At 44.2% G+C, this 23,145-nt stretch carries 30 protein-coding genes and 1 pseudogene; 27 read left to right on the top strand and 4 right to left on the bottom strand.

Features of this window, described 5'->3' with window-relative positions; genetic code table 11:
- The first annotated feature begins 5 nt into the window (after positions 1 to 5).
- From NYE20_RS13025 to NYE20_RS13010, 4 genes are read left to right on the top strand one after another with little or no spacing between them, the layout of a single operon-like run.
- A complete protein-coding gene (locus NYE20_RS13025; protein WP_044144006.1) occupies positions 6 to 350 on the top strand; it encodes an antibiotic biosynthesis monooxygenase in 345 nt (114 codons plus the stop codon).
- The gene (locus NYE20_RS13020; RefSeq protein ID WP_032726079.1) at positions 343 to 1,374 is read left to right on the top strand and encodes a GNAT family N-acetyltransferase; all 1,032 of its coding nucleotides are present in this window, start codon (positions 343 to 345) and stop codon (positions 1,372 to 1,374) included. The genes NYE20_RS13025 and NYE20_RS13020 overlap by 8 nt, the downstream gene beginning before the upstream one ends.
- A complete protein-coding gene (locus tag NYE20_RS13015; RefSeq protein ID WP_032726078.1) occupies positions 1,371 to 1,694 on the top strand; it encodes an iron-sulfur cluster biosynthesis family protein in 324 nt (107 codons plus the stop codon). Before NYE20_RS13020 ends, NYE20_RS13015 begins: the two co-directional genes overlap by 4 nt.
- 12 nt (positions 1,695 to 1,706) lie before the next feature.
- The gene (locus NYE20_RS13010) at positions 1,707 to 1,946 is read left to right on the top strand and encodes a YqkC family protein (protein ID WP_003230411.1); all 240 of its coding nucleotides are present in this window, start codon (positions 1,707 to 1,709) and stop codon (positions 1,944 to 1,946) included.
- A gap of 39 nt (positions 1,947 to 1,985) precedes the next feature.
- On the opposite strand, the gene NYE20_RS13005 is transcribed toward NYE20_RS13010, so the two are convergent.
- Positions 1,986 to 2,903: an alpha/beta hydrolase gene (locus NYE20_RS13005; RefSeq protein ID WP_161619408.1), complete on the bottom strand. Its 918-nt coding sequence runs from the start codon at positions 2,901 to 2,903 to the stop codon at positions 1,986 to 1,988.
- A gap of 159 nt (positions 2,904 to 3,062) precedes the next feature.
- On the opposite strand from NYE20_RS13005, the gene NYE20_RS13000 reads away from it, so the two are divergent.
- Positions 3,063 to 3,287, top strand: a complete 225-nt coding sequence (locus NYE20_RS13000; RefSeq protein ID WP_003230416.1) for a YqkE family protein — start codon at positions 3,063 to 3,065, stop codon at positions 3,285 to 3,287.
- A gap of 31 nt (positions 3,288 to 3,318) precedes the next feature.
- Here NYE20_RS13000 and NYE20_RS12995 read toward each other — a convergent pair whose 3' ends face one another.
- Together NYE20_RS12995 and mciZ are read right to left on the bottom strand one after the other, a co-directional pair.
- Positions 3,319 to 4,239 carry an aldo/keto reductase gene (locus tag NYE20_RS12995; RefSeq protein WP_033884657.1) on the bottom strand — a complete coding sequence of 307 codons (921 nt, stop codon included), beginning with the start codon at positions 4,237 to 4,239 and terminating at the stop codon, positions 3,319 to 3,321.
- A gap of 62 nt (positions 4,240 to 4,301) precedes the next feature.
- On the bottom strand, positions 4,302 to 4,424 hold the full coding sequence (mciZ, locus tag NYE20_RS12990) for a Z-ring formation inhibitor MciZ (protein WP_003230420.1): 123 nt from the start codon (positions 4,422 to 4,424) through the stop codon (positions 4,302 to 4,304).
- Positions 4,425 to 4,498: 74 nt separating this feature from the next.
- Here mciZ and nudF point away from each other — a divergent pair, with 74 nt between their 5' ends.
- Positions 4,499 to 5,056, top strand: a complete 558-nt coding sequence (gene nudF / locus NYE20_RS12985) for an ADP-ribose pyrophosphatase (protein WP_004398600.1) — start codon at positions 4,499 to 4,501, stop codon at positions 5,054 to 5,056.
- Complete coding sequence (locus NYE20_RS12980; RefSeq protein WP_038829772.1) at positions 5,053 to 6,216, top strand: TIGR00375 family protein; 1,164 nt, start codon at positions 5,053 to 5,055, stop codon at positions 6,214 to 6,216. The genes nudF and NYE20_RS12980 overlap by 4 nt, the downstream gene beginning before the upstream one ends.
- 8 nt (positions 6,217 to 6,224) lie before the next feature.
- On the opposite strand, the gene ansR is transcribed toward NYE20_RS12980, so the two are convergent.
- The gene (gene ansR, locus NYE20_RS12975; RefSeq protein WP_004399024.1) at positions 6,225 to 6,575 is read right to left on the bottom strand and encodes an HTH-type transcriptional regulator AnsR; all 351 of its coding nucleotides are present in this window, start codon (positions 6,573 to 6,575) and stop codon (positions 6,225 to 6,227) included.
- A gap of 181 nt (positions 6,576 to 6,756) precedes the next feature.
- Between ansR and ansA the strand changes: the two genes are divergently transcribed.
- From ansA to spoVAE, 20 genes and pseudogenes are all read left to right on the top strand, one after another.
- Positions 6,757 to 7,746, top strand: coding sequence for an asparaginase (ansA, locus tag NYE20_RS12970; protein WP_004399032.1), 990 nt, complete (start codon positions 6,757 to 6,759; stop codon positions 7,744 to 7,746).
- A gap of 44 nt (positions 7,747 to 7,790) precedes the next feature.
- Entirely contained in the window at positions 7,791 to 9,218 is a 1,428-nt protein-coding gene (gene aspA, locus NYE20_RS12965; protein ID WP_014477246.1) for an aspartate ammonia-lyase, read from the top strand.
- Between the two features lie 140 nt (positions 9,219 to 9,358).
- Positions 9,359 to 10,765, top strand: coding sequence for a malate-H+/Na+-lactate antiporter MleN (gene mleN / locus NYE20_RS12960; protein WP_014480178.1), 1,407 nt, complete (start codon positions 9,359 to 9,361; stop codon positions 10,763 to 10,765).
- Positions 10,766 to 10,782: 17 nt separating this feature from the next.
- Positions 10,783 to 12,102, top strand: coding sequence for an NAD-dependent malic enzyme (locus NYE20_RS12955; RefSeq protein ID WP_004398731.1), 1,320 nt, complete (start codon positions 10,783 to 10,785; stop codon positions 12,100 to 12,102).
- Between the two features lie 97 nt (positions 12,103 to 12,199).
- Positions 12,200 to 12,412: pseudogene (locus tag NYE20_RS12950) on the top strand (hypothetical protein); the annotation flags it as partial.
- Positions 12,413 to 12,515: 103 nt separating this feature from the next.
- Complete coding sequence (gene spoIIM, locus NYE20_RS12945) at positions 12,516 to 13,160, top strand: stage II sporulation protein M (protein WP_004398593.1); 645 nt, start codon at positions 12,516 to 12,518, stop codon at positions 13,158 to 13,160.
- A 112-nt stretch (positions 13,161 to 13,272) separates the two neighbouring features.
- Positions 13,273 to 13,722: a ferric iron uptake transcriptional regulator gene (gene fur, locus NYE20_RS12940; protein WP_003223972.1), complete on the top strand. Its 450-nt coding sequence runs from the start codon at positions 13,273 to 13,275 to the stop codon at positions 13,720 to 13,722.
- A gap of 124 nt (positions 13,723 to 13,846) precedes the next feature.
- Entirely contained in the window at positions 13,847 to 14,074 is a 228-nt protein-coding gene (locus NYE20_RS12935) for a YqzK family protein (RefSeq protein WP_003230440.1), read from the top strand.
- Positions 14,075 to 14,081: 7 nt separating this feature from the next.
- Positions 14,082 to 14,972: a site-specific tyrosine recombinase XerD gene (gene xerD, locus NYE20_RS12930; protein ID WP_032726071.1), complete on the top strand. Its 891-nt coding sequence runs from the start codon at positions 14,082 to 14,084 to the stop codon at positions 14,970 to 14,972.
- A 160-nt stretch (positions 14,973 to 15,132) separates the two neighbouring features.
- A complete protein-coding gene (gene deoB / locus NYE20_RS12925; protein WP_015251776.1) occupies positions 15,133 to 16,317 on the top strand; it encodes a phosphopentomutase in 1,185 nt (394 codons plus the stop codon).
- Positions 16,318 to 16,329: 12 nt separating this feature from the next.
- Complete coding sequence (locus NYE20_RS12920; RefSeq protein ID WP_161621660.1) at positions 16,330 to 17,145, top strand: purine nucleoside phosphorylase I, inosine and guanosine-specific; 816 nt, start codon at positions 16,330 to 16,332, stop codon at positions 17,143 to 17,145.
- Positions 17,146 to 17,299: 154 nt separating this feature from the next.
- The gene (dacF, locus tag NYE20_RS12915) at positions 17,300 to 18,469 is read left to right on the top strand and encodes a D-alanyl-D-alanine carboxypeptidase DacF (RefSeq protein ID WP_038829775.1); all 1,170 of its coding nucleotides are present in this window, start codon (positions 17,300 to 17,302) and stop codon (positions 18,467 to 18,469) included.
- 95 nt (positions 18,470 to 18,564) lie between these two features.
- Positions 18,565 to 18,918 (top strand): anti-sigma F factor antagonist, encoded by a 354-nt coding sequence (gene spoIIAA / locus NYE20_RS12910; protein ID WP_003223957.1) that lies wholly within the window; start codon positions 18,565 to 18,567, stop codon positions 18,916 to 18,918.
- On the top strand, positions 18,915 to 19,355 hold the full coding sequence (spoIIAB, locus tag NYE20_RS12905; RefSeq protein ID WP_161621659.1) for an anti-sigma F factor: 441 nt from the start codon (positions 18,915 to 18,917) through the stop codon (positions 19,353 to 19,355). The genes spoIIAA and spoIIAB overlap by 4 nt, the downstream gene beginning before the upstream one ends.
- A gap of 11 nt (positions 19,356 to 19,366) precedes the next feature.
- Positions 19,367 to 20,134, top strand: a complete 768-nt coding sequence (gene sigF / locus NYE20_RS12900) for an RNA polymerase sporulation sigma factor SigF (RefSeq protein WP_003230458.1) — start codon at positions 19,367 to 19,369, stop codon at positions 20,132 to 20,134.
- 126 nt (positions 20,135 to 20,260) lie between these two features.
- Positions 20,261 to 20,881, top strand: coding sequence for a stage V sporulation protein SpoVAA (gene spoVAA / locus NYE20_RS12895; RefSeq protein ID WP_015714205.1), 621 nt, complete (start codon positions 20,261 to 20,263; stop codon positions 20,879 to 20,881).
- Positions 20,871 to 21,296, top strand: a complete 426-nt coding sequence (gene spoVAB, locus NYE20_RS12890; RefSeq protein WP_003230463.1) for a stage V sporulation protein SpoVAB — start codon at positions 20,871 to 20,873, stop codon at positions 21,294 to 21,296. Before spoVAA ends, spoVAB begins: the two co-directional genes overlap by 11 nt.
- 12 nt (positions 21,297 to 21,308) lie before the next feature.
- Positions 21,309 to 21,761 (top strand): stage V sporulation protein AC, encoded by a 453-nt coding sequence (gene spoVAC / locus NYE20_RS12885; RefSeq protein WP_003223947.1) that lies wholly within the window; start codon positions 21,309 to 21,311, stop codon positions 21,759 to 21,761.
- A gap of 12 nt (positions 21,762 to 21,773) precedes the next feature.
- Positions 21,774 to 22,790 carry a stage V sporulation protein AD gene (gene spoVAD, locus NYE20_RS12880; protein ID WP_003230465.1) on the top strand — a complete coding sequence of 339 codons (1,017 nt, stop codon included), beginning with the start codon at positions 21,774 to 21,776 and terminating at the stop codon, positions 22,788 to 22,790.
- 1 nt (position 22,791) lies between these two features.
- Positions 22,792 to 23,142, top strand: coding sequence for a stage V sporulation protein AE (gene spoVAE, locus NYE20_RS12875; protein WP_003230467.1), 351 nt, complete (start codon positions 22,792 to 22,794; stop codon positions 23,140 to 23,142).
- Positions 23,143 to 23,145 lie beyond the last annotated feature (3 nt).

Below are 23,145 nucleotides of genomic sequence, written 5' to 3'. Positions count from 1 at the left end.
GAAATATGATGAATTTTTTATCAAAAACACCTGAGCCTCCTTACTATGCAGTCATTTTTTCTTCTGTCAAAAGCGAAAATGACACAGGATATGGAGAAACAGCGGAGCGGATGGTATCGCTTGCGGCGGATCAGCCTGGATTTTTAGGCGTGGAAAGCGTACGTGAAGCGGATGGAAGGGGCATCACAGTTTCCTATTGGGACAGTATGGACGCAATTAACCATTGGAGGCATCACACTGAACATCAAGCAGCAAAAGAAAAAGGAAAAAGCCTTTGGTACGAGTCGTATGCAGTCCGCGTCGCAAAAGTCGACAGACAGCGGCTGTTTCAGGAGAACACGAATGATTGAATTTCTCCAGCATAAGGAAGCCGCTATAGCGCGTGAGATTTTAGCCGTACAGATCCCCGCCTACATAAAGGAAACAGAGATTATCGGTTTTGACGGTATTCCCGCTTTACAAGAGAAGGTGAAGGATATTCAAGCATCCCATGAACGGTTTGCGGGATATCGGGAAAACGGCAAGCTGATCGGTGTCATTTCATATGAGAAAAACATGCATCATCTCACCATTTGCAGGCTTGTTGTACATCCTGACGGTTTCAGAAAAGGAATTGGACGAGCGCTTCTGCAATTTGTCATTGATCATAATGAAGACGCTGAGAAAATCGAAGTAGTCACAGCCGAGAACAATATCCCGGCCGTGTCACTCTATACACAGGCCGGATTCCAAAAGGCAGAAACCGTCAAAGCAGCGCAGGGTCTATTGCTGTCGGTCTTTCATTTGTATCCGAAAAGAAAAGTTGAGGTCATTCTCTACAACGAAAAATGGGCAGAATGTTTCGATGAAGAAAAAGAACGGCTGAAGCTGGTGTTCGGGTCGGAGATTATCGCTGTTCATCACATCGGAAGCACATCAATACCGAACATGGCAGCGAAGCCAATCATTGATATGTTAATTGAAGTCAGAAGCATTGAAGCCGTGAGCCAATTTGATGAACAAATGAAGGCTAACGGCTATATACCAAAAGGTGAGAACGGCATAGCGGGCAGGCGTTATTTCCAAAAGGGCGGAAATAAACGCACTCATCATGTCCATATGTACGAACAGGGAAACCCTGCTATTGAAAGGCATCTGTTATTCAGAGATTATCTCAGAGCTCATCCAAACATAGCGAAGGAATACGCCGTTCTCAAAAAACGGCTGGCGGCCCAGCATCCTGACAGCATCAATCAGTACATACAAGGGAAAGATGAGTGGATCAAGACTGCAGAAGAAAATGCGAAGCGGTGGAAAAAAGGCAGAAACAATGCGAATGGCAGTGTTGTATGCTACAATAGCGAAAATGATGAAAACGGGGGTTTCACCTTATGAACATACATGTGACAGATGCAGCAAAACAGGCACTGCAGCAGGCGTTTGACGCCAACCCGGGGAAAAAAGCCCAGCTTCGTTACGATGCAGAAGGATGCGGCTGCGCGGTAAGCGGTGTCCCGACAATCTGGCTGGCAGAAGAATTAACGGGACAGTGCGAGCAGCTGGAAACGAACGGCGTTCCGCTGTATATCCAATCGTCACAAAAAGTGTTTTTTGACGATCAAATGACGATCGATTACAATGAAAAAGCCAAAACATTGGCGCTGAAAAGCCCGGCTGAAATGCTCAGCCCCAGAATGAGCATATTAGTAAAGTAGGAGACGCGAAACGTGGAACAAAAGCTGAAGGCAATGAAGAACACAGCACAAAATAAAACGTGGGTATCCTTCCTGAATCAAAACCATCCCTATACCTTGCTTCACTGGTCAATTGGAGGAGCAGAGTCCATCAAGAAAGATGTCTGGCTATTGCAGGATGAAATGACCTTCGAGACGCAGGAGTTTACAACGATAGATCTTGCGATTGAATGGATCAGAGAAAATATGGATGGCATTACCGACGTTCTGTAACATAAAAAAGCGAAAGAGCCGAAGAGGCCTTTCGCTTTTTTATTCTGTTGAATCATTCATGTTGTCTAAAAACTCCTGCACTGTTTTTCGGTACGTATCCCGATTTTTGGTATATGACATGGCGTGTTCACCGTTCTCGGCAATGTACAGCGCTTTCGGCCCGCGTTTCTTTTCATAAAGCCGCTCGGTTGAAGAAACAGGAATGTAGTCATCATCCTTACTGTGAATAAAGAGGACCGGCTTTTCGATTTTATCAATGACAGCAAGCGGAGATACTTCACGTGCGCGATAGCCGCCTCTCAGCTTCAAAAAGAAGTCGGCGATAGGAAGCAGGGGCCAAGACGGGAGCCTGTATTCCGCTCTCAGCCGGTAGGCAAGCTGTTCATCAAAACATGCGAACGGACAATCGGCAATATAAAAATCAGCGCCATCGCTGCAGTGTGCACCAGCATAAAGCAGGGCGGTCACAGCTCCCATCGACTCACCGTGAATTCCGATCAATCCGCGATGATTTGTTTTGTTTTTGAGCCAGCTGACAACCTTATTGAGATCATCCTTTTCGTAAAACCCGTAGCTGGTCGTCTTTCCGCCGCTTTGGCCATGCCGGCGATGGTCATAAATGAGCACATTCCAGCCGAGACCAAGAAATAAATGCATATACTTAAGAGAATTCAGCACATTCATGGTTACCCCGTGGCAGATGATGATGGTATTTGGTGTGTCATGCGGTGCGACATGGTATCCTTTTATGTCGTACCCGTAAGCGGAGGGTATCACAAAAGCGGTTTTCTCCATTTGCTCAAATGATTCAAACACATCATGTCCGTTGTCTGTCTCTCTTTTGATAATGTCTTCATCCGTTTTTTTCTTGATGAATAGAATCATATTTGAAAAAACAATTCCGATTGCGATGACAGCTGTTACGAGAGCGCCAATGGCCAAAAGGATTTTCTTCAAAAGTCACAGCACCTTTCAACTAAATATAGGTAATTCGTGTTTAAAATCATTATACCTAAACACTGCTCCGCTGAGAAAGTGATCAGAAGAGAGTCTGCTTGTTCAGTGTATATGCTCCGTGATAAACTGTCTTCAAAACAAAACATGGGGGAAGTCTCAATGAAAAAACAAAAATCCGCTGACAAACACCAGCTAAAAGACGGCCTTCAATCCGATATCAAAGCAAAGCTTATGGAGATGAAGAGCCAATTGAAGGAAGAGGATGAAAAGAGGCAGGAAAGAGAAAAAGCAGAACAGATTAGAAAGAAAAAAGAGATCGAAAAAAATAAGAGCTTTGAAGAACTCCTAAATGAAAGCCAAATGGATTGGCATCAATATAAATAAACCAGCACCCGTACGGGTGCTGGTTTTTCTGCTATGAGCGATGAGCTTTGTAAATGTCTTGTTTCGTATGAGATTGGAGCGCTTTGATTTCCTCTTCGGTTAAACGCCGTGCATTTGCTGCCTGAATATTTTCCCGTAACTGCTCAATCTTACTGGCGCCTGTAATCACTGAAGCGACAGCCGGCTGTGCTAGCAGATACTGCAGCGACTTTTCTGTCATGGAAAGATCGGGAGCCACTTCCTCCATTGCCTTGCGGGCATTTGTCAGTTCCTCGAATGAATAGGACAAGTACCCGTTTTGTTTCATACTGTCTGAAGCTTGATCAAGCGGTTTTTCAGTTAAGAGCCCTTTGGCAACAGGACCTCTGGCGACTACGCTGATTTGATGTTCCTCTAAAAGCGGGAGCCATTCCTCAGGGCGTCTGTCAAACAGGCTGAATTGCATCATAATGCTGACGATGTTTGATTTTTTTACATATTCTTTAATCACATTCGGGCGGATGGAAGAAATGCCGTAGTAGCGGATGACACCTTCTTGTTTTAATTCCTCAAACGCTTCAATCGTTTCATCAATGTTGTCCTCTATCGTGCCGCCGTGAAGCTGATAAAGGTCGATATAATCTGTTTTCAGCCGTGTAAGGCTCTTTTTTACCGCCTCTTTTATGTAAGCTTTTGAAGGGTCCCAATACCAGCCCTCGCTTCCGTCATCCCAACGGTTTCCCGCTTTTGTTGCCAGAATAATATCCTGGCGTCTGTTTTGGATCGCATCACCGACAATTTCTTCATTGCGTCCTCGGTCATACAAATCCGCTGTGTCCAAATAGTTGATGCCAAGCTCGATCGCTTCATCCAAAATGGACAATGCTTTGTTTTTTTCAGTTCCAAGAGACATACAGCCGAGTCCGACTTCACTAATGTCTAAATCAGATGTACCCAATTTGCGCTTTTTCATGTGCACACTCCTTTTTTAGGCTTTGTATTGACCGTAATATAAAGGAGCTAAAGTTTCAACTTTTATGGCTTTGAGATCCAATCTTTCACATATTGAAATGTGCGTCCATACTCTTTTAACTTCGCCCGAATTTCCCATGCTTTTCCGACTAAGACAACACCTTTTGGCATGCGGTGCACTTTCACGAAGAAGCCCCCTTTTGCTCTAGTATGATAAAATGTATGGGGCATCATATAGAGACAGAACGGGAGATGAAGAAATGAAATCATTAGAAGAAAAAACAATTGCCAAAGAACAGATCTTTTCGGGTAAAGTCATTGATCTTTATGTCGAGGATGTAGAGCTGCCAAACGGCAAAGCCAGTAAACGTGAAATTGTGAAACACCCTGGAGCTGTAGCGGTACTAGCCGTCACAGATGAAGGGAAAATCATCATGGTCAAACAATTCCGTAAGCCGCTTGAGCGGACGATCGTTGAAATTCCGGCCGGTAAGCTTGAAAAAGGTGAGGAGCCGGAGTATACGGCACTTCGGGAACTTGAAGAGGAAACCGGTTATACAGCAAAAAAACTGACAAAAATAACTGCGTTTTATACATCACCCGGATTTGCAGATGAGATCGTTCACGTTTTTCTTGCTGAGGAGCTTTCTGTGCTTGAAGAAAAACGGGAGCTTGATGAGGACGAGTTTGTTGAAGTGATGGAGGTGACGCTTGAAGATGCGCTAAAGCTGGTTGAATCGCGTGAAGTATATGATGCTAAAACAGCCTACGCGATTCAGTATCTTCAACTGAAAGAAGCGCTCCAAGCACAAAAATGAAAAAGATTTACGCGGATTTGCACATTCATATCGGCCGGACCTTTACAGGAAGGGCTGTCAAAATAACAGGCGCCAAAACACTAACGCTGGACAGAATTTTGGTTGAAGCCAGTGAACATAAAGGAATTGAACTCCTCGGCATTATCGACTGTCATTCTCCGGAAGTCATTCTAGAGCTTGAGGAAGGCATTTCATCTGGAAAATATCGCGAGCTTGACGGGGGAGGAATCCGTTATCGCAGCACGACTCTTTTATTGGGGAGCGAGCTGGAGATTTATGATGAAGCCTGTAGCGGACCGATCCATGTGCTCGTATTTATGCCGACGCTGGCTGATATGAAACAGTTTTCAAACTGGCTGTCAGCCCGGCTGAAAAATATTCATTTAAGCTCGCAGCGGATTTATGAAACGGGCTTAAACCTGCAAAAAAAAGTGCAGAATATGGGCGGCTTGTTTATCCCCGCCCATATCTTTACGCCGCATAAAAGCTTATATGGAAAAGGGGTTAAATCAAGCTTAACTGAGGTTTTTGATCCATCTATGATAGACGCGGTGGAGCTTGGATTAAGCTGTGATACAGACATGGCATCACAGGTATCTGAATTGAATCCGTATCCTTTTTTAACAAATTCTGATGCGCATTCGTTGGGGAAAATCGGCAGAGAATATAATGAACTATATGTGCAGTCAGCTGATTTTACTGAATTTGCTCTTGCATTAAAGAGACAAGATGACAGGAAAATTATCGCAAATTATGGCTTGGACCCGTTATTGGGGAAATATTATCAGACTGCTTGCGAAGCGTGCGGAGAGCCTGCTGTAAGCGGGGAAACAGCGTGCGTGAATTGCGGAAATGCCAGATTTACCAAGGGAGTCAGCGAAAGATTGCGTGAATTGAGTGATCAGCTTGAAGTTCGCGTCCCGCGTCCGCGATATGTACATCAGATCCCGCTGCAATTTGTTCCGGGTGTAGGCCCGAAAACGCTGGACAAACTAAAAAAAGCCTTCGGAACAGAAATGGCTGTTCTTCATGAGGCTGCAGAAGAAGATTTGGCTCGCGTTGTCCCGCCGAAAACCGCGGCGCTTATCGTAAAAGCGAGATCCGGAAAACTGGAATTGAAAGCCGGAGGAGGAGGAACCTACGGTAAAATTAAACCGTGAGCTAAAGATTAACTCAGTTCCTCCTGTACTTTTCTTTTTGTGCGTATAAAGGTAATCAGCTGGATGATTTCATCTTCACTCAGCGGCTGGCCATCAACAGAAATGGTAAAGTCAAGGCTGCTCCACGTGGCCAATTCTATGGCCTGAGGAGCAGTCTGCTTTTGTTTCTCGCGGCCTAAAAGTTCATCGCAGGTTGTGTCAAAGAGGTCAGCCAGCATGGCAAGCGCTTCAAGTGAAGGCCGTCGGTAGCCTGACTCGTAGCCGGCATATGTGCTTTTTGCGATACCGAGAAGGTCAGCTGTATATTGAAGCGACCAATTTTTCTTTTTTCTCAATTCAGTTAAACGATCTAGATTCATGAACTTCCGCTCCTTTTTCACCTTGAGCTGATTATATCATATAGGTATTAGGAAGTGTACGCGAATTGAATAATAATGTCTTGCGTATTTTATTTTCCGTGTCTATAATTGCATTAAAAGTATGCGAAAAGCGAATACCTTCTCGCAACCCATCTTTAGATACAGTGAAGAGGTGCATGGTATGAAAAAATTATTGATGTTGACAACTGGGGGAACGATTGCTTCAGTTGAAGGGGAAAATGGGCTGGCTCCCGGAGTCAAGGCTGATGAATTATTAAGTTACGTATCAAAACTTGATAACGATTACACAATGGAAACTCAGTCGCTTATGAATATAGACAGCACCAATATGCAGCCTGAATACTGGGTGGAAATAGCGGAAGCCGTTAAGGAAAATTATGATGCCTATGACGGGTTTGTTATTACTCACGGTACAGATACAATGGCCTATACATCTGCAGCACTATCGTATATGCTGCAGCATGCCAAAAAGCCGATTGTCATCACCGGCTCGCAGATTCCGATCACGTTCCAAAAAACCGATGCCAAAAAAAATATTACTGATGCCATTCGATTTGCCTGTGAAGGCGTGGGCGGCGTTTATGTTGTATTTGACGGCAGAGTCATTCAGGGAACGCGTGCGATCAAATTAAGAACGAAAAGCTACGACGCATTTGAAAGCATCAATTACCCATATATCGCTTTTATCAATGAAGACGGGATTGAATACAACAAACAAGTAACGGAACCTGAGAACGACACCTTCACAGTTGACACTTCACTATGCACAGATGTATGTCTGCTGAAGCTGCATCCAGGCTTAAAGCCCGAAATGTTTGATGCCCTGAAAAGCATGTACAAAGGAATTGTCATTGAGAGTTATGGCAGCGGAGGGGTGCCGTTTGAAGGCAGGGACATTTTGTCAAAAGTGAATGAGCTGATCGAAAGCGGCATTGTCGTCGTCATTACGACTCAATGTCTTGAAGAAGGCGAAGACATGAGCATTTACGAGGTTGGCCGCAGAGTCAACCAAGACTTAATTATCCGATCAAGAAATATGAACACAGAAGCAATTGTGCCAAAATTGATGTGGGCGCTAGGTCAGTCTTCGGATCTTCCTGTCGTCAAGAGAATTATGGAAACGCCGATAGCTGATGACGTTGTCCTGTAAAATGTAAAAACGATAACCAGCAAAGAGAAAGAAGGTTAAAGATTATGTTAAACGGCCAAAAAGAATATCGCGTGGAAAAAGACTTCCTTGGGGAAAAACAAATTGAGGCAGATGTTTATTACGGAATTCAGACGCTCCGTGCTTCTGAAAATTTCCCGATCACAGGATACAAAATCCATGAGGAAATGATTAACGCACTGGCGATTGTGAAAAAAGCTGCGGCTCTTGCCAACATGGACGTGAAACGGCTGTATGAAGGAATTGGCCAAGCTATCGTACAAGCTGCTGACGAGATTCTGGAAGGCAAGTGGCACGATCAGTTTATCGTCGATCCGATTCAGGGCGGTGCCGGAACTTCTATGAACATGAACGCGAATGAGGTTATCGGAAACCGGGCGCTTGAAATCATGGGACATAAAAAGGGAGATTATATCCATTTAAGTCCAAACACACATGTGAACATGTCACAGTCTACGAACGATGTGTTCCCGACTGCTATTCATATTTCCACATTGAAGCTCTTAGAAAAACTGCTGAAAACAATGGAAGATATGCATAGTGTGTTTAAGCAAAAAGCACAGGAGTTTGACTCTGTTATTAAAATGGGCCGGACACACCTTCAAGATGCGGTTCCGATCCGTCTTGGCCAGGAATTCGAAGCTTACAGCCGTGTTCTCGAGCGTGATATCAAACGAATCAAGCAATCGCGCCAGCACCTATATGAAGTCAACATGGGCGCAACTGCTGTTGGTACAGGGCTGAACGCTGATCCTGAATATATCAAACAGGTAGTAAAGCACCTTGCTGATATTAGCGGGCTTCCTCTTGTCGGCGCTGACCATCTTGTTGATGCGACACAAAATACAGATGCCTATACAGAGGTATCAGCTTCATTAAAAGTCTGCATGATGAACATGTCGAAGATCGCAAACGACCTGCGCTTAATGGCGTCGGGACCGCGCGCCGGACTTGCGGAAATTTCTCTGCCTGCACGTCAGCCGGGTTCATCTATTATGCCGGGGAAAGTCAATCCGGTTATGGCGGAGCTGATCAACCAAATTGCGTTCCAGGTTATCGGAAACGACAATACAATCTGCCTTGCTTCAGAAGCCGGCCAGCTTGAGTTGAACGTCATGGAGCCCGTGCTTGTCTTTAATTTGCTTCAATCCATCAGCATCATGAACAACGGCTTCCGTTCGTTCACTGACAACTGCTTAAAGGGCATTGAAGCCAACGAAAAGCGGTTGAAGCAATACGTAGAAAAAAGCGCAGGCGTGATCACAGCTGTCAATCCGCATCTTGGATATGAAGCGGCTGCCAGAATTGCCCGGGAAGCGATTATGACAGGCCAATCAGTCCGTGACCTTTGCCTGCAGCATGATGTGCTGACTGAAGAAGAATTGGATATTATTTTAAACCCATATGAGATGACCAAACCAGGTATCGCAGGGAAAGAACTATTAGAAAAATAAAATTTGTATAAAATACAGCTTATTCATCTCCGAATAGTCGGATGAATAAGCTGTTTACAACATAGGGATGAGGAAGTATAGTATACGTGTTGCACTATATATTGAAAGCGTTTTAGCTTTTACATGAAGGGGGACTTCTTTTGAAGGATGTAAGATTGCCAACACTATTTGAAATTATTATTGTACTAGGAGTATTTTTAGCACTTGTTCTATCGTTTACAGTCTTTCTCGACTTGCCGATACAGCTGGCGCTTTTTGTTTCATGGTTTATTGCAATGCTTTTAGGTATAAGACTCGGTTATTCTTATAAAGATTTACAAAATGCGATTGTACATGGGATATCAAATGGCCTTGAAGCCGTACTGATTCTCGTTTCAGTTGGGGCGCTCATCGGAACATGGATTGCCGGAGGCGTTGTGCCGACTTTGATTTATTACGGACTGGAATTTATTCACCCAAGTATCTTTTTACTGGCAACGTTAATTATTTGTTCCATTATGTCTGTGGCAACAGGAACGTCATGGGGAACAGTCGGAACTGCCGGTATTGCCATGATCGCAATTGGAGAGGGTTTAGGCATTCCGCTTCCTCTAGTAGCGGGAGCTATTCTTTCAGGTGCTTATTTCGGGGACAAGCTGTCTCCGCTGTCTGACAGTACAGTTCTAGCTTCTTCACTATCAAAAGTCGATGTATTGGCTCACGTGAGAGCAATGCTTTATTTATCAATACCTGCTTATGTCATTACAGCTATACTCTTTACAGTTGTTGGATTTATGTACGGCGGGAAAAATATTGATCTTGATAAAGTTGAATTCTTAAAATCATCTTTGCAAAACACGTTTGACATTCATATTTGGATGCTGATCCCGGCAGTTGTCGTCATAGTCTTATTGGCGATGAAAAAGCCATCTATGCCGGTTATCGTAATTGGCGCTTTACTCGGTGCAATCTGGGCTGTTGTTTTCCAAGGAATGGATATTGCCCATGCGATTGCAACTGCGTACAACGGTTTCTCTATTAAAACTGATGTTGAATTTTTGAACGGCTTGTTAAACCGCGGTGGAATTGTCGGTATGCTTGATTCTCTCGTCGTCATCATCTTTGGCCTTGGTTTTGGCGGTCTGCTTGAGAAACTCGGCGTGTTAAAAGTCATTGTTTCAACGTTTGAAAAGAAATTAACTTCAGCCGGCAATGTCACATTGTCTACACTGATCGTAGCGTTTTTAGCGAACATCTTCGGCTGTGCGATGTATGTATCTCTTATTTTGACTCCGAAAATTATGGAAGACAGCTATGATCGCTTGCATCTGGACAGAAGAGTGTTATCACGTAACTCAGAGGTCGGGGGAACATTGACTTCGGGGATGGTACCTTGGTCTGATAATGGGATTTACATGGCTGGTATTTTAGGTGTTTCTACCTTCTCTTATCTGCCGTTTATGTGGCTCAGTTTTGTAGCAATAGGTCTTGCAATTATCTATGGTTATACAGGAAAATTTATATGGTATACGAAAAACAATACAGTTAAAGCCGAAAAACTAGGCTAATAGGGGAGGATCACTGAATGATAGCGAAACACATGATTCGGACACTGATGATCGAAACGCCTTCGGTTCCCGGAAATCTTGGAAGGGTGGCTACGGCAATCGGCCTTCTGGGCGGAGATATTGGTGAAGTGGAGACGGTAAAGGTCGGACCCAATTACACAATGCGGAATATTACCGTTCAAGTGGAGAATGAAGAACAGCTTCAGGAAGTGATCGCGGCTGTACAGGCCCTCGGAGAAGGGATCAGGCTTCACACTGTATCTGATGAAGTCCTGTCCGCACATGAAGGCGGAAAAATCCAAATGAAAAGCAAAATGCCGATCCGTTCACTGGCAGAGCTGGGACGTGTCTACACACCAGGTGTTGCGGACGTGTGCCGACTGATCGAAAAAGAACCTGAAAAAGCTTCTATTTATACAACGATCAGCAATTCTGTTGCAATTGTAACGGATGGAACTGCAATTTTAGGCCTTGGGAATATCGGCTCTGTGGCTGGCATGCCTGTCATGGAAGGAAAGGCTGCTTTATTTGATCAGCTGGCGGGCATTAGCGGCATTCCGATACTGCTTGATACGAGTGATCCTGAAGAAATCATCAAAACAGTAAAACATATTTCTCCGGGCTTTAGCGGCATCCTTCTTGAGGATATCGGTTCGCCGCATTGTTTTGAAATCGAGGATCGCCTAAAAGAGGAGCTGAACATCCCTGTTATGCACGATGACCAGCATGGTACAGCTGTAGTGACGCTGGCAGCTGCCATTTCGGCATGCAGGAGTGCGGGAGTTGACCTGAAAGAAGCGAAAGTGGGGCAAATCGGCCTTGGCGCAGCAGGCGTGGCCATCTGCCGGATGTTCATGGCTTATGGTGTGAATGCTGTGTACGGCACAGACAAATCAGAGTCAGCAATGAACCGTCTCGAACAATACGGCGGACAGGCAGTTTCCAGTATTGAGGAGCTTATGGAAACATGTGATATTGTCATTGCTACAACGGGCGTTCCGGGTTTAATAAAACCGGCATTTGTACGTTCTGGTCAAGTGATTCTGGCTTTATCGAATCCGAAGCCGGAAATTGAGCCGGAGGCCGCACTGCAGGCTGGCGCCGCATATGCAGCTGACGGGCGTTCTGTTAATAATGTACTCGGTTTTCCGGGGATTTTTAGAGGAGCGCTTAACGCAAAAAGCACGGAGATTAATCATGATATGCTTGTCGCAGCAGCAGAGGCCATCGCAGCTTGCACTAAACAAGGTGATGTTGTCCCTCAGCCGCTTGATTCAAAAGTCCATCATGCGGTAGCAGCAGCTGTCGAGCATGCAGCTCTTACAGCAGTGAAATAAATGTAGCTAAACAGCACCTGTCGTAGCAGGTGCTGTTTTTTTCTTATTATTGTTCAATTTTGTTATCATTACTATGAAAAAAAAAGGGAGTGATCACATGGCAAAAAGCCAAGCGAAAAAGAAGCGGGAGCATCGATTGAGAAACGGCGGACGTGACGTCTTATTATCAAGAGGCAGCACACCATCTTTCAGCACACATGAAAGAATGACAAAAAGCAAAAAAGAGATTTTGAATAAACGGAAGCATAAGAATCCTTATGATCATACAGCAGTTGATGATAAGGATTTTTTTGTGCCCCAAAAAGCCGCCTCGCATTCGTCTCTATCGTTTCTTTTTGAAAAAGGGCATGTTTTTCCGTTTCTTTCATACAATCTATTAAATCAAATCACTAGAACGGGCGGGAGGAAACGGTATGCGAAAAATCTCTTATAAGGACATGTTTCTCAGGCATGTCAAAGATCATCTCTCTCTTTATATATTTGTGTCAGTGCTGTTTTTCATGGGTGTCATCTTTGGCGCGATTATTGTCAACAGTATGACCATCAGCCAGAAAGAAGATTTATACTACTACTTAAGTCAATTTTTTGGACAGCTTTCGGATGGAAAACAGGCAAGTTCAGCTGATATGTTTGGGCAAAGTATCTTTCATAATGCAAAGTATTTAGGCCTGATGTGGATACTGGGAATTTCCGTCATTGGAATGCCGATTATTTTCATCATGATCTTTCTGAAAGGGATCGTCGTCGGCTTTACTGTCGGGTTCCTAGTCAATCAGATGGGAGTAAGCGGGTTTTTCCTATCTTTTGTCTCCGTTTTGCCGCAAAATGTGCTGCTGATTCCGGCTTATCTCATTATGGGCACATGTGCAATTGCGTTTTCTTTAAAGTTAATCAGACAGCTGTTCGTGAAACGAAGCCTGCATGACGCGCCGATTCAATGGTTCGGGCGGTATGCCTTTGTGCTGCTGGTCATTCTGTTTTTAGCGCTGATCTCATCTCTCTTTGAAGCATACTTATCTCCTGTTTTAATGGAAAAGCTTACATCTAGACTTTTTTAAAATTATTATTAAAAGAAAACCGTTTTATTTATCAGTTTATAATAATTATAGTTGGAACTCTGCGCGTATTTTGTTATAATGAGTCATGGAATGCGGCGTAGGAGGGAAAGACATGGAAAACCGTATTGATCGAATTAAGAAACAACTGCACTCATCCAGCTATAAACTTACGCCACAGCGTGAAGCGACAGTAAGAGTGCTGCTTGAAAACGAAGAAGACCATTTAAGCGCAGAAGATGTATACCTCCTCGTAAAAGAGAAATCTCCTGAGATCGGTCTCGCTACAGTATACCGTACGCTTGAATTATTAACTGAATTAAAAGTCGTAGATAAAATTAACTTTGGAGACGGTGTGTCCCGTTACGACCTTCGGAAAGAGGGCGCAGCTCACTTTCATCACCACTTGGTGTGCATGGAGTGCGGAGCCGTTGATGAAATTGAAGAAGATTTGCTTGAAGACGTGGAAGAAATCATTGAACGTGATTGGAAATTTAAGATTAAAGATCATAGATTGACGTTTCACGGCATTTGCCACCGCTGTAACGGAAAAGAAACTGAATAGACGGTGCCGAGCGCGAACCTTTTCTCATGGGGAAAGGGTTTTTTGCTGTTTCTATGTATAAAACCTTTCTGATTTGGCATATGGTTTATATAACTGGAACCATAGGGAAAGGATCGATTAGGACATGGGAAGATTCCTGAAAACAGCTGTCGATGCATTGAAAGTTTTCATCCTGTTTACTGGTTTTACCGCTTTGTTCTATTATGCTATGATATGGGTGAATCAAGAGTATGAAAACTATCATCGGTATGATAAACCGGAAGGCTCCGCTGTAAAAGTTGTTGAAATGGATCAGGATGAAAAAGGCGGATGGTTCGACCGGTTGATCTTTTTTTACCAAAACGGGGAGTAGATCAAGAGTGAAAGATCAAATAAAGGATTTCATCCACTACGTCATGGTAGAGAGAGGGCTCTCTCAAAATACGATCGTATCCTATGAACGTGACTTGAAAAGCTATTCTCTCTACTTAACAGAAACCCTTCATGTTACAGATTGGAATCACGTTACCCGCATACATATTATCCAATACTTAAAGCATTTGAAGGACTCGGGGAAATCCGGCAAGACATCGGCGCGGCATTTAGCATCTATTCGCTCTTTTCATCAATTTCTGCTCAGGGAAAAAGTAACGGATAAGGACCCTTCCGTTCATATCGAAACACAAAAGACGGAACGGGCGCTTCCGAAGGTGCTCGCACTCAATGAAGTCGAGCGATTATTGGACACGCCTAAGCTGACGAGCCCTTTCGGATATCGGGATAAAGCAATGCTGGAGCTGCTTTATGCGACAGGCATACGAGTCAGTGAAATGACTGAGTTGAAAACGACAGATGTTCATTTATCTATGGGGTTTGTCCGATGCTTCGGCAAAGGAAGAAAAGAACGGATTGTGCCAATTGGTGAAGCCGCCGCTTCCGCCATTGAGGAATATATGACAAAAGCCAGGGGAAAACTGTTAAAAAATAATGTATCTGACGCCCTCTTTTTAAATCATCACGGCAAACAGATCAGCCGCCAGGGATTTTGGAAGAACCTGAAAAAAATCGCGTTGGAAGCCGGCATTAAGAAAGAGCTGACTCCGCATACACTCAGGCATTCCTTTGCGACGCATCTGCTTGAGAACGGGGCAGATTTAAGAGCGGTGCAGGAAATGCTCGGTCATGCGGATATATCCACAACGCAAATTTATACGCATGTGACGAAAACAAGGCTGAAGGATGTGTACAAGCAGTTTCATCCGCGAGCATAGCCGCAGGTGGCTGCGGCTTTTTTGTTTAGAGCGACAGAAAATATTGAAGTTTCTCATTATTTCCAAATGCATTGTCAACGGGAATGAAAACGGTTTATACTTGAGTTGTCAGACCTCTTAGCGATACAATAGACGTATAGAAAAAAAGGAGGCTTTCAAGATGCCTGCATACAAATATAATCGTGTGTTTTTAATTGTGATGGACTCAGTCGGAATCGGCGAAGCGCCGGATGCCGCTGACTTTAATGACGAAGGCGCTCATACGCTCGGTCATATTGCCGAGCATATGAACGGATTACATATGCCGAATATGGCAAAGCTCGGCCTTGGTCTTATCGAAGATATCAAAGGTGTAGAAAAAACAGAACATCCGCTTGCCTACTATGGAAAAATGCAAGAAGCGTCAAACGGAAAAGATACGATGACCGGCCATTGGGAGATTATGGGTTTATACATTGATAAACCATTTAAAGTGTTCCCGGAAGGCTTTCCTGATGAATTGCTTCAAGAGCTGGAAAAGAGATCTGGCCGCAAAATTATTGGAAACAAGCCGGCTTCCGGCACAGCGATTTTGGATGAGCTTGGTCAGGAGCACATGGAGACAGGGGCTTTAATTGTTTACACGTCTGCTGACTCTGTTCTGCAAATTGCCGCTCACGAAGAGGTTGTGCCGCTTGAGGAGCTGTATCGCATTTGCGAAACGGCGAGAGAGCTGACGCTTGATCCGAAATATATGGTTGGCCGCATTATTGCACGGCCGTTCGTCGGAGAGCCGGGTCAATTCAAACGGACGCCAAACCGCCATGACTATGCCCTTAAACCGTTTGATCGCACTGTCATGAATGAATTGAAAGACAGCGGCTTAGATGTGATTTCAATCGGTAAAATCTCTGATATTTACGACGGAGAAGGCATTACTTCTTCACGCAGAACGGTTTCTAATATGGACGGAATGGACAAGGTGATCGATACGCTGGGAGAAGACTTTACGGGTCTGAGCTTTGCGAACCTTGTTGATTTTGACGCGTTATTCGGACACCGCCGTGACCCTGAAGGCTACGGACGCGCGCTTGAAGAATTTGATGCGCGGCTTCCGGAAGTGTTTGAAAAAATGAGAGAAGACGATCTGTTAATTATTACAGCCGACCACGGCAATGATCCGATTCATCATGGGACTGACCATACACGCGAGTATGTGCCGATTCTCGCTTACAGCAAAAAACATAAGAAAGCGCAAATGCTGCCGCTTGCAGATACATTTGCCGATATTGGCGCAACGATCGCTGATAATTTCCAAACAAATAAACCGAAATACGGGAAAAGCTTTTTATCTTTATTACAATAGGGGGACTGTTTCTTGAAGGACAGAATTGAACGCGCAGCCGCTTTTATTAAACAAAACCTGCCGGAATCTCCGAAGATCGGCCTTATTTTAGGCTCAGGTCTTGGCATTTTGGCGGACGAAATCGAAAATCCGGTCAAGCTGAAATATGAAGATATACCTGAATTCCCGGTATCTACTGTTGAAGGGCATGCCGGACAGCTTGTGCTTGGCACTCTTGAAGGAGTTTCCGTCATTGCAATGCAGGGCCGCTTTCATTTTTATGAAGGCTACTCAATGGAGAAAGTCACATTCCCTGTACGCGTGATGAAAGCGCTCGGTGTGGAAACGTTGATCGTGACAAATGCCGCAGGCGGTGTCAACACTGAATTCCGTGCGGGAGACTTAATGATTATTACCGATCATATCAACTTTATGGGAACAAACCCGTTAATCGGGCCAAACGAAGCAGATTTCGGCGCCAGATTTCCAGATATGTCTTCAGCCTATGACAAAGATCTGTCCAGCCTGGCTGAAAAGATTGCGAAAGACCTTAATATCCCAATTCAAAAAGGCGTGTACACTGCTGTGACAGGACCTTCTTACGAAACACCGGCAGAAGTCCGTTTCTTAAGAACGATGGGCTCTGATGCAGTCGGCATGTCTACTGTTCCGGAAGTCATTGTAGCGAATCATGCGGGAATGCGGGTTCTTGGCATTTCCTGCATCTCTAACGCGGCAGCCGGAATTCTGGATCAGCCTTTAAGTCACGATGAAGTTATGGAAGTGACCGAAAAAGTAAAAGCTGGATTCTTAAAGCTTGTTAAAGCGATCGTCGCTCAGTACGAATAAATATGAATCAATGCAGGACCAAAAGACAGCTGTGTCTGATATCACACAGCTGTCTTTTTTTATGCCCAAAATTCGAAACATTTTCCATCAGTGGCGTATAAAACCATCCCGCTTGGAAAAAATAAAAAGGATTATGAAATGGAGGGCTTTTGAGATGAAACGTCTTTTATCCACTTTGTTGATTGGTATAATGCTGCTTACATTTGCACCGTCTGCATTTGCAAAACAAGACGGAAAACGTACATCGGAGCTTGCTCATGAAGCGAAGTCTGCGGTGCTGATAGAACGTGACACGGGAAAAGTGCTTTACAACAAGAACAGCAATGAGAGACTGGCGCCTGCAAGCATGACGAAAATTATGACGATGCTTTTGATTATGGAAGCTTTAGATAAAGGCAAAATCAAAATGAGTGATAAGGTCCGTACAAGCGAACATGCGGCGTCAATGGGCGGCTCACAGATCTTCCTTGAGCCCGGCGAAGAAATGACTGTCAAAGAAATGCTGAAAGGCATCGCAATCGCTTCGGGGAATGACGCTTCCGTTGCCATGGCTGAATTTATTTCCGGCTCTGAAGAAGAATTTGTGAAGAAAATGAATAAAAAAGCAAAAGAGCTGGGATTGAAAAATACATCCTTTAAAAACCCAACAGGACTGACCGAGGAAGGACACTACAGCTCTGCTTATGACATGGCAATCATGGCTAAGGAATTATTGAAATACGAATCAATTACGAAGTTTACCGGCACGTATGAAGATTATCTGCGTGAAAATACAGATAAAAAGTTTTGGCTTGTAAATACAAATCGCCTTATCAAATTTTATCCTGGTGTAGACGGCGTAAAAACAGGCTATACAGGCGAAGCGAAATATTGTCTGACTGCTTCGGCTAAAAAAGGAAACATGCGGGCCATAGCGGTTGTATTCGGAGCGAGCACGCCTAAAGAAAGAAACGCGCAAGTGACAAAAATGCTTGACTTCGCCTTTAGCCAGTATGAAACGCATCCTTTATATAAACGAAATGAAACAGTAGCAAAAGTAAAGGTCAAAAAAGGGAAACAAAAATTGATCGAACTCACTACATCTGAGCCGATTTCAATATTGACGAAAAAAGGCGAGGATATGAACGATGTGAAAAAAGAAATCAAGATGAAGGACAATATTAGTGCTCCGATTCAAAAAGGCCAAGAGCTTGGCACTCTTGTTCTGAAAAAGGATGGAGAAGTACTCGCTGAAAGTCCTGTTGCTGCAAAAGAAGATATGAAGAAAGCCGGGTTTATCACATTCTTGAAGCGGACGATGGGAGACTGGACAAAATTTAAGTAATTATGCCGAATGACCACTAGTTTTGTCACGGTGAAGGAATTCATTCCGTCGAAATCGAAACACTCATTATCCGATCATATCAAGGAGGAATGAGCATGAGCCTTGGAATTGACATGCATGTCAAAGAATCTGTGCTTTGTATTCGATTAACAGGCGAACTCGATCACCATACGGCTGAAACCCTGAAGCAAAAAGTGACTCAATCATTGGAGAAGGATGATATTCGCCATATCGTGCTGAACTTGGAGGACCTTTCCTTTATGGACAGCTCAGGGCTTGGCGTTATTTTAGGAAGATACAAGCAAATTAAGCAAATTGGCGGAGAAATGGTTGTTTGCGCTATCTCTCCTGCGGTGAAGCGATTGTTTGATATGTCGGGTCTGTTTAAAATTATCCGATTTGAACAATCTGAACAGCAGGCGCTCCTGACACTGGGGGTGGCATCATGAAAAATGAAATGCACATTGAGTTTTCTGCCCTCAGTCAGAATGAATCGTTCGCCCGTGTGACAGTTGCTTCATTTATAGCTCAGCTGGACCCGACAATGGATGAACTGACTGAAATCAAAACAGTCGTGTCAGAGGCTGTCACGAATGCGATTATCCATGGATATGAAGAGAACTGTGAAGGGAAAGTTTACATTTCAGTGACGCTGGAAGATCATGTCGTATATATGACCATTCGTGATGAAGGCTTAGGCATTACAGATCTTGAAGAAGCCCGTCAGCCTCTATTTACGACTAAGCCTGAGCTTGAGCGCTCTGGAATGGGCTTTACCATTATGGAAAATTTCATGGATGATATCAGTATCGATTCATCGCCTGAAATGGGAACAACGATTCGCTTAACAAAGCACTTATCAAAAAGCAAAGCGCTTTGTAATTAAGGAGATTTGTTATGGATGTGGAGGTTAAGAAAAACGGCAAAAACGCTCAGCTGAAGGATCATGAAGTAAAGGAATTAATCAAACAAAGCCAAAATGGCGACCAGCAGGCAAGAGACCTCCTCATAGAAAAAAACATGCGTCTTGTTTGGTCTGTCGTACAGCGGTTTTTAAACAGAGGATATGAGCCTGACGATCTCTTCCAGATCGGCTGCATCGGGCTGTTAAAATCTGTTGACAAATTTGATTTAACCTATGATGTGCGTTTTTCAACGTATGCAGTGCCGATGATTATCGGAGAAATCCAACGATTTATCCGTGATGACGGAACCGTAAAGGTATCACGGTCATTAAAAGAGCTTGGAAACAAAATCCGGCGCGCAAAGGATGAGCTTTCGAAAACACTGGGCAGAGTGCCGACGGTGCAGGAGATCGCTGACCATTTGGAGATTGAAGCTGAGGATGTTGTACTGGCCCAAGAGGCGGTAAGGGCTCCATCTTCGATTCACGAAACCGTTTATGAAAATGACGGAGATCCGATTACCCTGCTTGATCAAATCGCTGACAACTCAGAAGAAAAATGGTTTGACAAAATTGCGCTGAAAGAAGCAATCAGCGATTTGGAGGAAAGGGAAAAACTAATCGTCTATCTCAGATATTATAAAGACCAGACACAGTCCGAGGTGGCTGAGCGGCTCGGGATCTCTCAGGTGCAGGTTTCCAGGCTTGAAAAGAAAATATTAAAACAGATCAAGGTTCAAATGGATCATACGGATGGCTAGTCTGCAGTGCAGGCTAGCTTTTTTGTGTGCAAAAGCGTGGTAATTTATGGTCTTTTCGAGCGGATGAATGAGAACAAAATCGAACCACATACTACATATATAACCACCGAAAGATGGTGATCAATGATGGAACGACGAATATTTATCCGGCTTCGCCACCGGGTGCTGGCACATCCAGGGGATATTATTACCGTTGGAGATGCCGCGCAAATAGAAGGGCAGCTTCAGCTGAAAAAGAAACTTTCGGCTATGCCGCTTTATCAGGTGAGCGAAAAAGATAAAAATATCGTAATTCTGGATATCATACAAGTCCTCAGAGCCATTCATTTACAAGATCCGACACTTGATGTTCAAACCGTAGGCGGAGCAGAAACCATTGTTGAAATTCAATATCGAAAGCGAAATTTATCAACGGTTCTATTTATCGGTGTCTGGCTGCTTCTGTTTATTGGATCGTGTCTTGCCATCATGAACTTTCATGAGGATGTAAGCATGAGAGATGTTCATATCGCACTATATGAAATCATAACCGGAGAGAGGAATGACTATCCATATTTGCTTCAAATCCCATACAGCATCGGTTTGGGACTGGGGATGATCGTGTTTTTTAACCACATATTTAAAAAGCGCCTAAATGAAGAGCCCAGCCCGCTGGAGGTTGAGATGTTTAACTATCAGCTTGATCTCGATCAATATGTGGCCATGCATGAGAATCAAGAAACCATAAAGGATCTGCATGATCGTTAGTGTATTGTTCATTATTTTTGTAGGGCTCGGCGGAGGCATAACGGTGGGGGCGGGTTTCGTTGCTTTTTTAACCGTAATGGGAATTATTCCGCGGCTGATGCAGCTCACCAAAACAATGAGATTTGTTCAGGCTTATGAAGCGGCTGTCATTCTTGGCGCGGTTTGCGGGGGATGGGAGACGCTTCACATGAATCATCTTTATCTAACAAAATGGATAGCTGTGCCGGTCGGGCTTCTGGCAGGTTTGTTCGTCGGGATGCTAGCGGCTGCTCTTACAGAAGTTTTAAATGTCCTGCCGATTTTGGCGAAACGAATCGGGCTCAGAAGTAAAATCATTATTTTATTAATGGCCATCGTGATTGGGAAAATCGCGGGATCTTTATTTCACTGGCTGTACTTTATTGACCATTCATAAGGAGGTTTCAAGATGACAAACATAAAAGAAAATTACAAATCAAAAGTGAAAACATATCAGCCTAAGCCGCCTTACGTCTGGAACTGTGTAAAAGCCTTTTTAGTGGGCGGACTGATTTGTGCAATCGGGCAAGGTCTGCAAAATTTTTATATCCATTTTTTTGATTTCAATGAAAAAACTGCGGGGAATCCAACAGCTGCAACGCTGATATTAATTTCTGCCCTGCTTACAGGGTTTGGCATCTATGACAGAATCGGACAATTCGCAGGCGCAGGTTCAGCCGTACCTGTCACAGGTTTTGCCAACAGTATGGCAAGCGCGGCTCTTGAATATAAAAGCGAAGGATTAGTGCTTGGAGTAGCGACAAATATGTTTAAACTGGCAGGAAATGTTATTGTTTTCGGAGTTGTAGCTGCATACATCGTTGGAATGATTCGGTTTGCTTTTGAGAAACTGATGTCATAGGAGGAGAAGAAAATGAAATTAACAGGAAAGCAAACCTGGGTATTTGAACATCCCATATTTGTCAACTCAGCGGGAACGGCAGCAGGACCAAAGGAAAAAGACGGACCGCTCGGCTCTTTATTTGATAAAACCTATGACGAAATGCATTGTAATCAAAAAAGCTGGGAAATGGCGGAACGGCAGCTGATGGAAGACGCTGTTAATGTTGCACTTCAAAAAAACAATCTGACAAAAGATGATATTGACCTATTGCTGGCAGGCGACTTGCTGAACCAAAACGTGACGGCTAACTATGTGGCAAGACACTTGAAAATCCCATTTCTTTGTATGTTTGGCGCCTGTTCAACATCAATGGAAACAGTGGCTGTCGCATCAGCCTTAGTTGATGGCGGGTTTGCCAAAAGGGCACTCGCTGCCACTAGCAGTCACAATGCAACTGCGGAAAGACAGTTTCGCTATCCGACAGAATACGGAGGCCAAAAACCGGACACTGCTACCTCCACTGTAACCGGAAGCGGTGCAGTTGTCATCAGTCAGACACCGGGTGATATCCAAATCACAAGTGCGACTGTCGGAAAGGTTTCTGATTTAGGAATTACAGACCCTTTTGATATGGGATCGGCTATGGCTCCGGCTGCAGCTGATACGATTAAGCAGCACTTTAAAGATCTCAACCGGACAGCGGATGATTATGATCTAATCCTGACAGGTGACCTGTCAGGCGTCGGTTCTCCAATCGTAAAAGACATCTTAAAAGAAGATGGATATCCAGTCGGCACAAAGCATGATGATTGCGGGCTTCTGATTTACACTCCGGATCAGCAGGTCTTTGCCGGGGGGAGCGGCTGTGCTTGTTCAGCGGTTGTCACCTACTCTCATATTTTTAAGCAGCTGAGAGAAGGAAAATTAAACCGTGTATTTGTCGTAGCGACCGGGGCACTATTAAGCCCGACAATGATCCAGCAAAAAGAAACCATCCCGACTATCGCCCACGGGGTTGTATTTGAGCGTGCAGGAGGTGCATCTTAACATGGACTACCTTTTGGCTTTTGTCTGCGGCGGGGCCATTTGTATCGTCGGCCAGCTGCTCTTGGATATTTTTAAATTGACGCCAGCTCATGTCATGACATCATTTGTTGTAATCGGTGCAATATTAGATGGTTTCGGCATTTACGATAAATTTATTGAATTTGCCGGAGGAGGCGCCACCGTTCCGATCGTCAGCTTCGGTCACAGTCTTCTGCACGGCGCCATGCATCAGGCGCATATACACGGATTTATCGGAATCGGCATGGGGATTTTTGAGCTGACCTCGGCCGGTATCTCAGCCGCTATTCTTTTCGCCTTTATCGTAGCTGTTATTTTCAAACCGAAAGGATAATGC

The organism is Bacillus sp. FSL R5-0416 (assembly GCF_037975425.1).
Classification (GTDB): Bacteria; Bacillota; Bacilli; order Bacillales; family Bacillaceae; genus Bacillus; species Bacillus subtilis.
Note: the sequence above shows the minus strand (reverse complement) of the source record. Positions and strands in the feature narration are given on the sequence as shown.

What these genes read in the sequence shown, in the direction of transcription:
- NYE20_RS13025 (WP_044144006.1), top strand. Translation starts at nt 6, where the DNA reads ATGATGAATTTTTTATCAAAAACACCTGAGCCTCCTTACTATGCAGTC.
- NYE20_RS13020 (WP_032726079.1), top strand. Translation starts at nt 343, where the DNA reads ATGATTGAATTTCTCCAGCATAAGGAAGCCGCTATAGCGCGTGAGATT.
- NYE20_RS13015 (WP_032726078.1), top strand. Translation starts at nt 1,371, where the DNA reads ATGAACATACATGTGACAGATGCAGCAAAACAGGCACTGCAGCAGGCG.
- NYE20_RS13000 (WP_003230416.1), top strand. Translation starts at nt 3,063, where the DNA reads ATGAAAAAACAAAAATCCGCTGACAAACACCAGCTAAAAGACGGCCTT.
- NYE20_RS12995 (WP_033884657.1), bottom strand. Translation starts at nt 4,239, where the DNA reads ATGAAAAAGCGCAAATTGGGTACATCTGATTTAGACATTAGTGAAGTC.
- nudF (WP_004398600.1), top strand. Translation starts at nt 4,499, where the DNA reads ATGAAATCATTAGAAGAAAAAACAATTGCCAAAGAACAGATCTTTTCG.
- NYE20_RS12980 (WP_038829772.1), top strand. Translation starts at nt 5,053, where the DNA reads ATGAAAAAGATTTACGCGGATTTGCACATTCATATCGGCCGGACCTTT.
- ansR (WP_004399024.1), bottom strand. Translation starts at nt 6,575, where the DNA reads ATGAATCTAGATCGTTTAACTGAATTGAGAAAAAAGAAAAATTGGTCG.
- ansA (WP_004399032.1), top strand. Translation starts at nt 6,757, where the DNA reads ATGAAAAAATTATTGATGTTGACAACTGGGGGAACGATTGCTTCAGTT.
- aspA (WP_014477246.1), top strand. Translation starts at nt 7,791, where the DNA reads ATGTTAAACGGCCAAAAAGAATATCGCGTGGAAAAAGACTTCCTTGGG.
- NYE20_RS12955 (WP_004398731.1), top strand. Translation starts at nt 10,783, where the DNA reads ATGATAGCGAAACACATGATTCGGACACTGATGATCGAAACGCCTTCG.
- spoIIM (WP_004398593.1), top strand. Translation starts at nt 12,516, where the DNA reads ATGCGAAAAATCTCTTATAAGGACATGTTTCTCAGGCATGTCAAAGAT.
- fur (WP_003223972.1), top strand. Translation starts at nt 13,273, where the DNA reads ATGGAAAACCGTATTGATCGAATTAAGAAACAACTGCACTCATCCAGC.
- NYE20_RS12935 (WP_003230440.1), top strand. Translation starts at nt 13,847, where the DNA reads ATGGGAAGATTCCTGAAAACAGCTGTCGATGCATTGAAAGTTTTCATC.
- deoB (WP_015251776.1), top strand. Translation starts at nt 15,133, where the DNA reads ATGCCTGCATACAAATATAATCGTGTGTTTTTAATTGTGATGGACTCA.
- dacF (WP_038829775.1), top strand. Translation starts at nt 17,300, where the DNA reads ATGAAACGTCTTTTATCCACTTTGTTGATTGGTATAATGCTGCTTACA.
- spoIIAA (WP_003223957.1), top strand. Translation starts at nt 18,565, where the DNA reads ATGAGCCTTGGAATTGACATGCATGTCAAAGAATCTGTGCTTTGTATT.
- spoIIAB (WP_161621659.1), top strand. Translation starts at nt 18,915, where the DNA reads ATGAAAAATGAAATGCACATTGAGTTTTCTGCCCTCAGTCAGAATGAA.
- sigF (WP_003230458.1), top strand. Translation starts at nt 19,367, where the DNA reads ATGGATGTGGAGGTTAAGAAAAACGGCAAAAACGCTCAGCTGAAGGAT.
- spoVAA (WP_015714205.1), top strand. Translation starts at nt 20,261, where the DNA reads ATGGAACGACGAATATTTATCCGGCTTCGCCACCGGGTGCTGGCACAT.
- spoVAB (WP_003230463.1), top strand. Translation starts at nt 20,871, where the DNA reads ATGATCGTTAGTGTATTGTTCATTATTTTTGTAGGGCTCGGCGGAGGC.
- spoVAC (WP_003223947.1), top strand. Translation starts at nt 21,309, where the DNA reads ATGACAAACATAAAAGAAAATTACAAATCAAAAGTGAAAACATATCAG.
- spoVAD (WP_003230465.1), top strand. Translation starts at nt 21,774, where the DNA reads ATGAAATTAACAGGAAAGCAAACCTGGGTATTTGAACATCCCATATTT.
- spoVAE (WP_003230467.1), top strand. Translation starts at nt 22,792, where the DNA reads ATGGACTACCTTTTGGCTTTTGTCTGCGGCGGGGCCATTTGTATCGTC.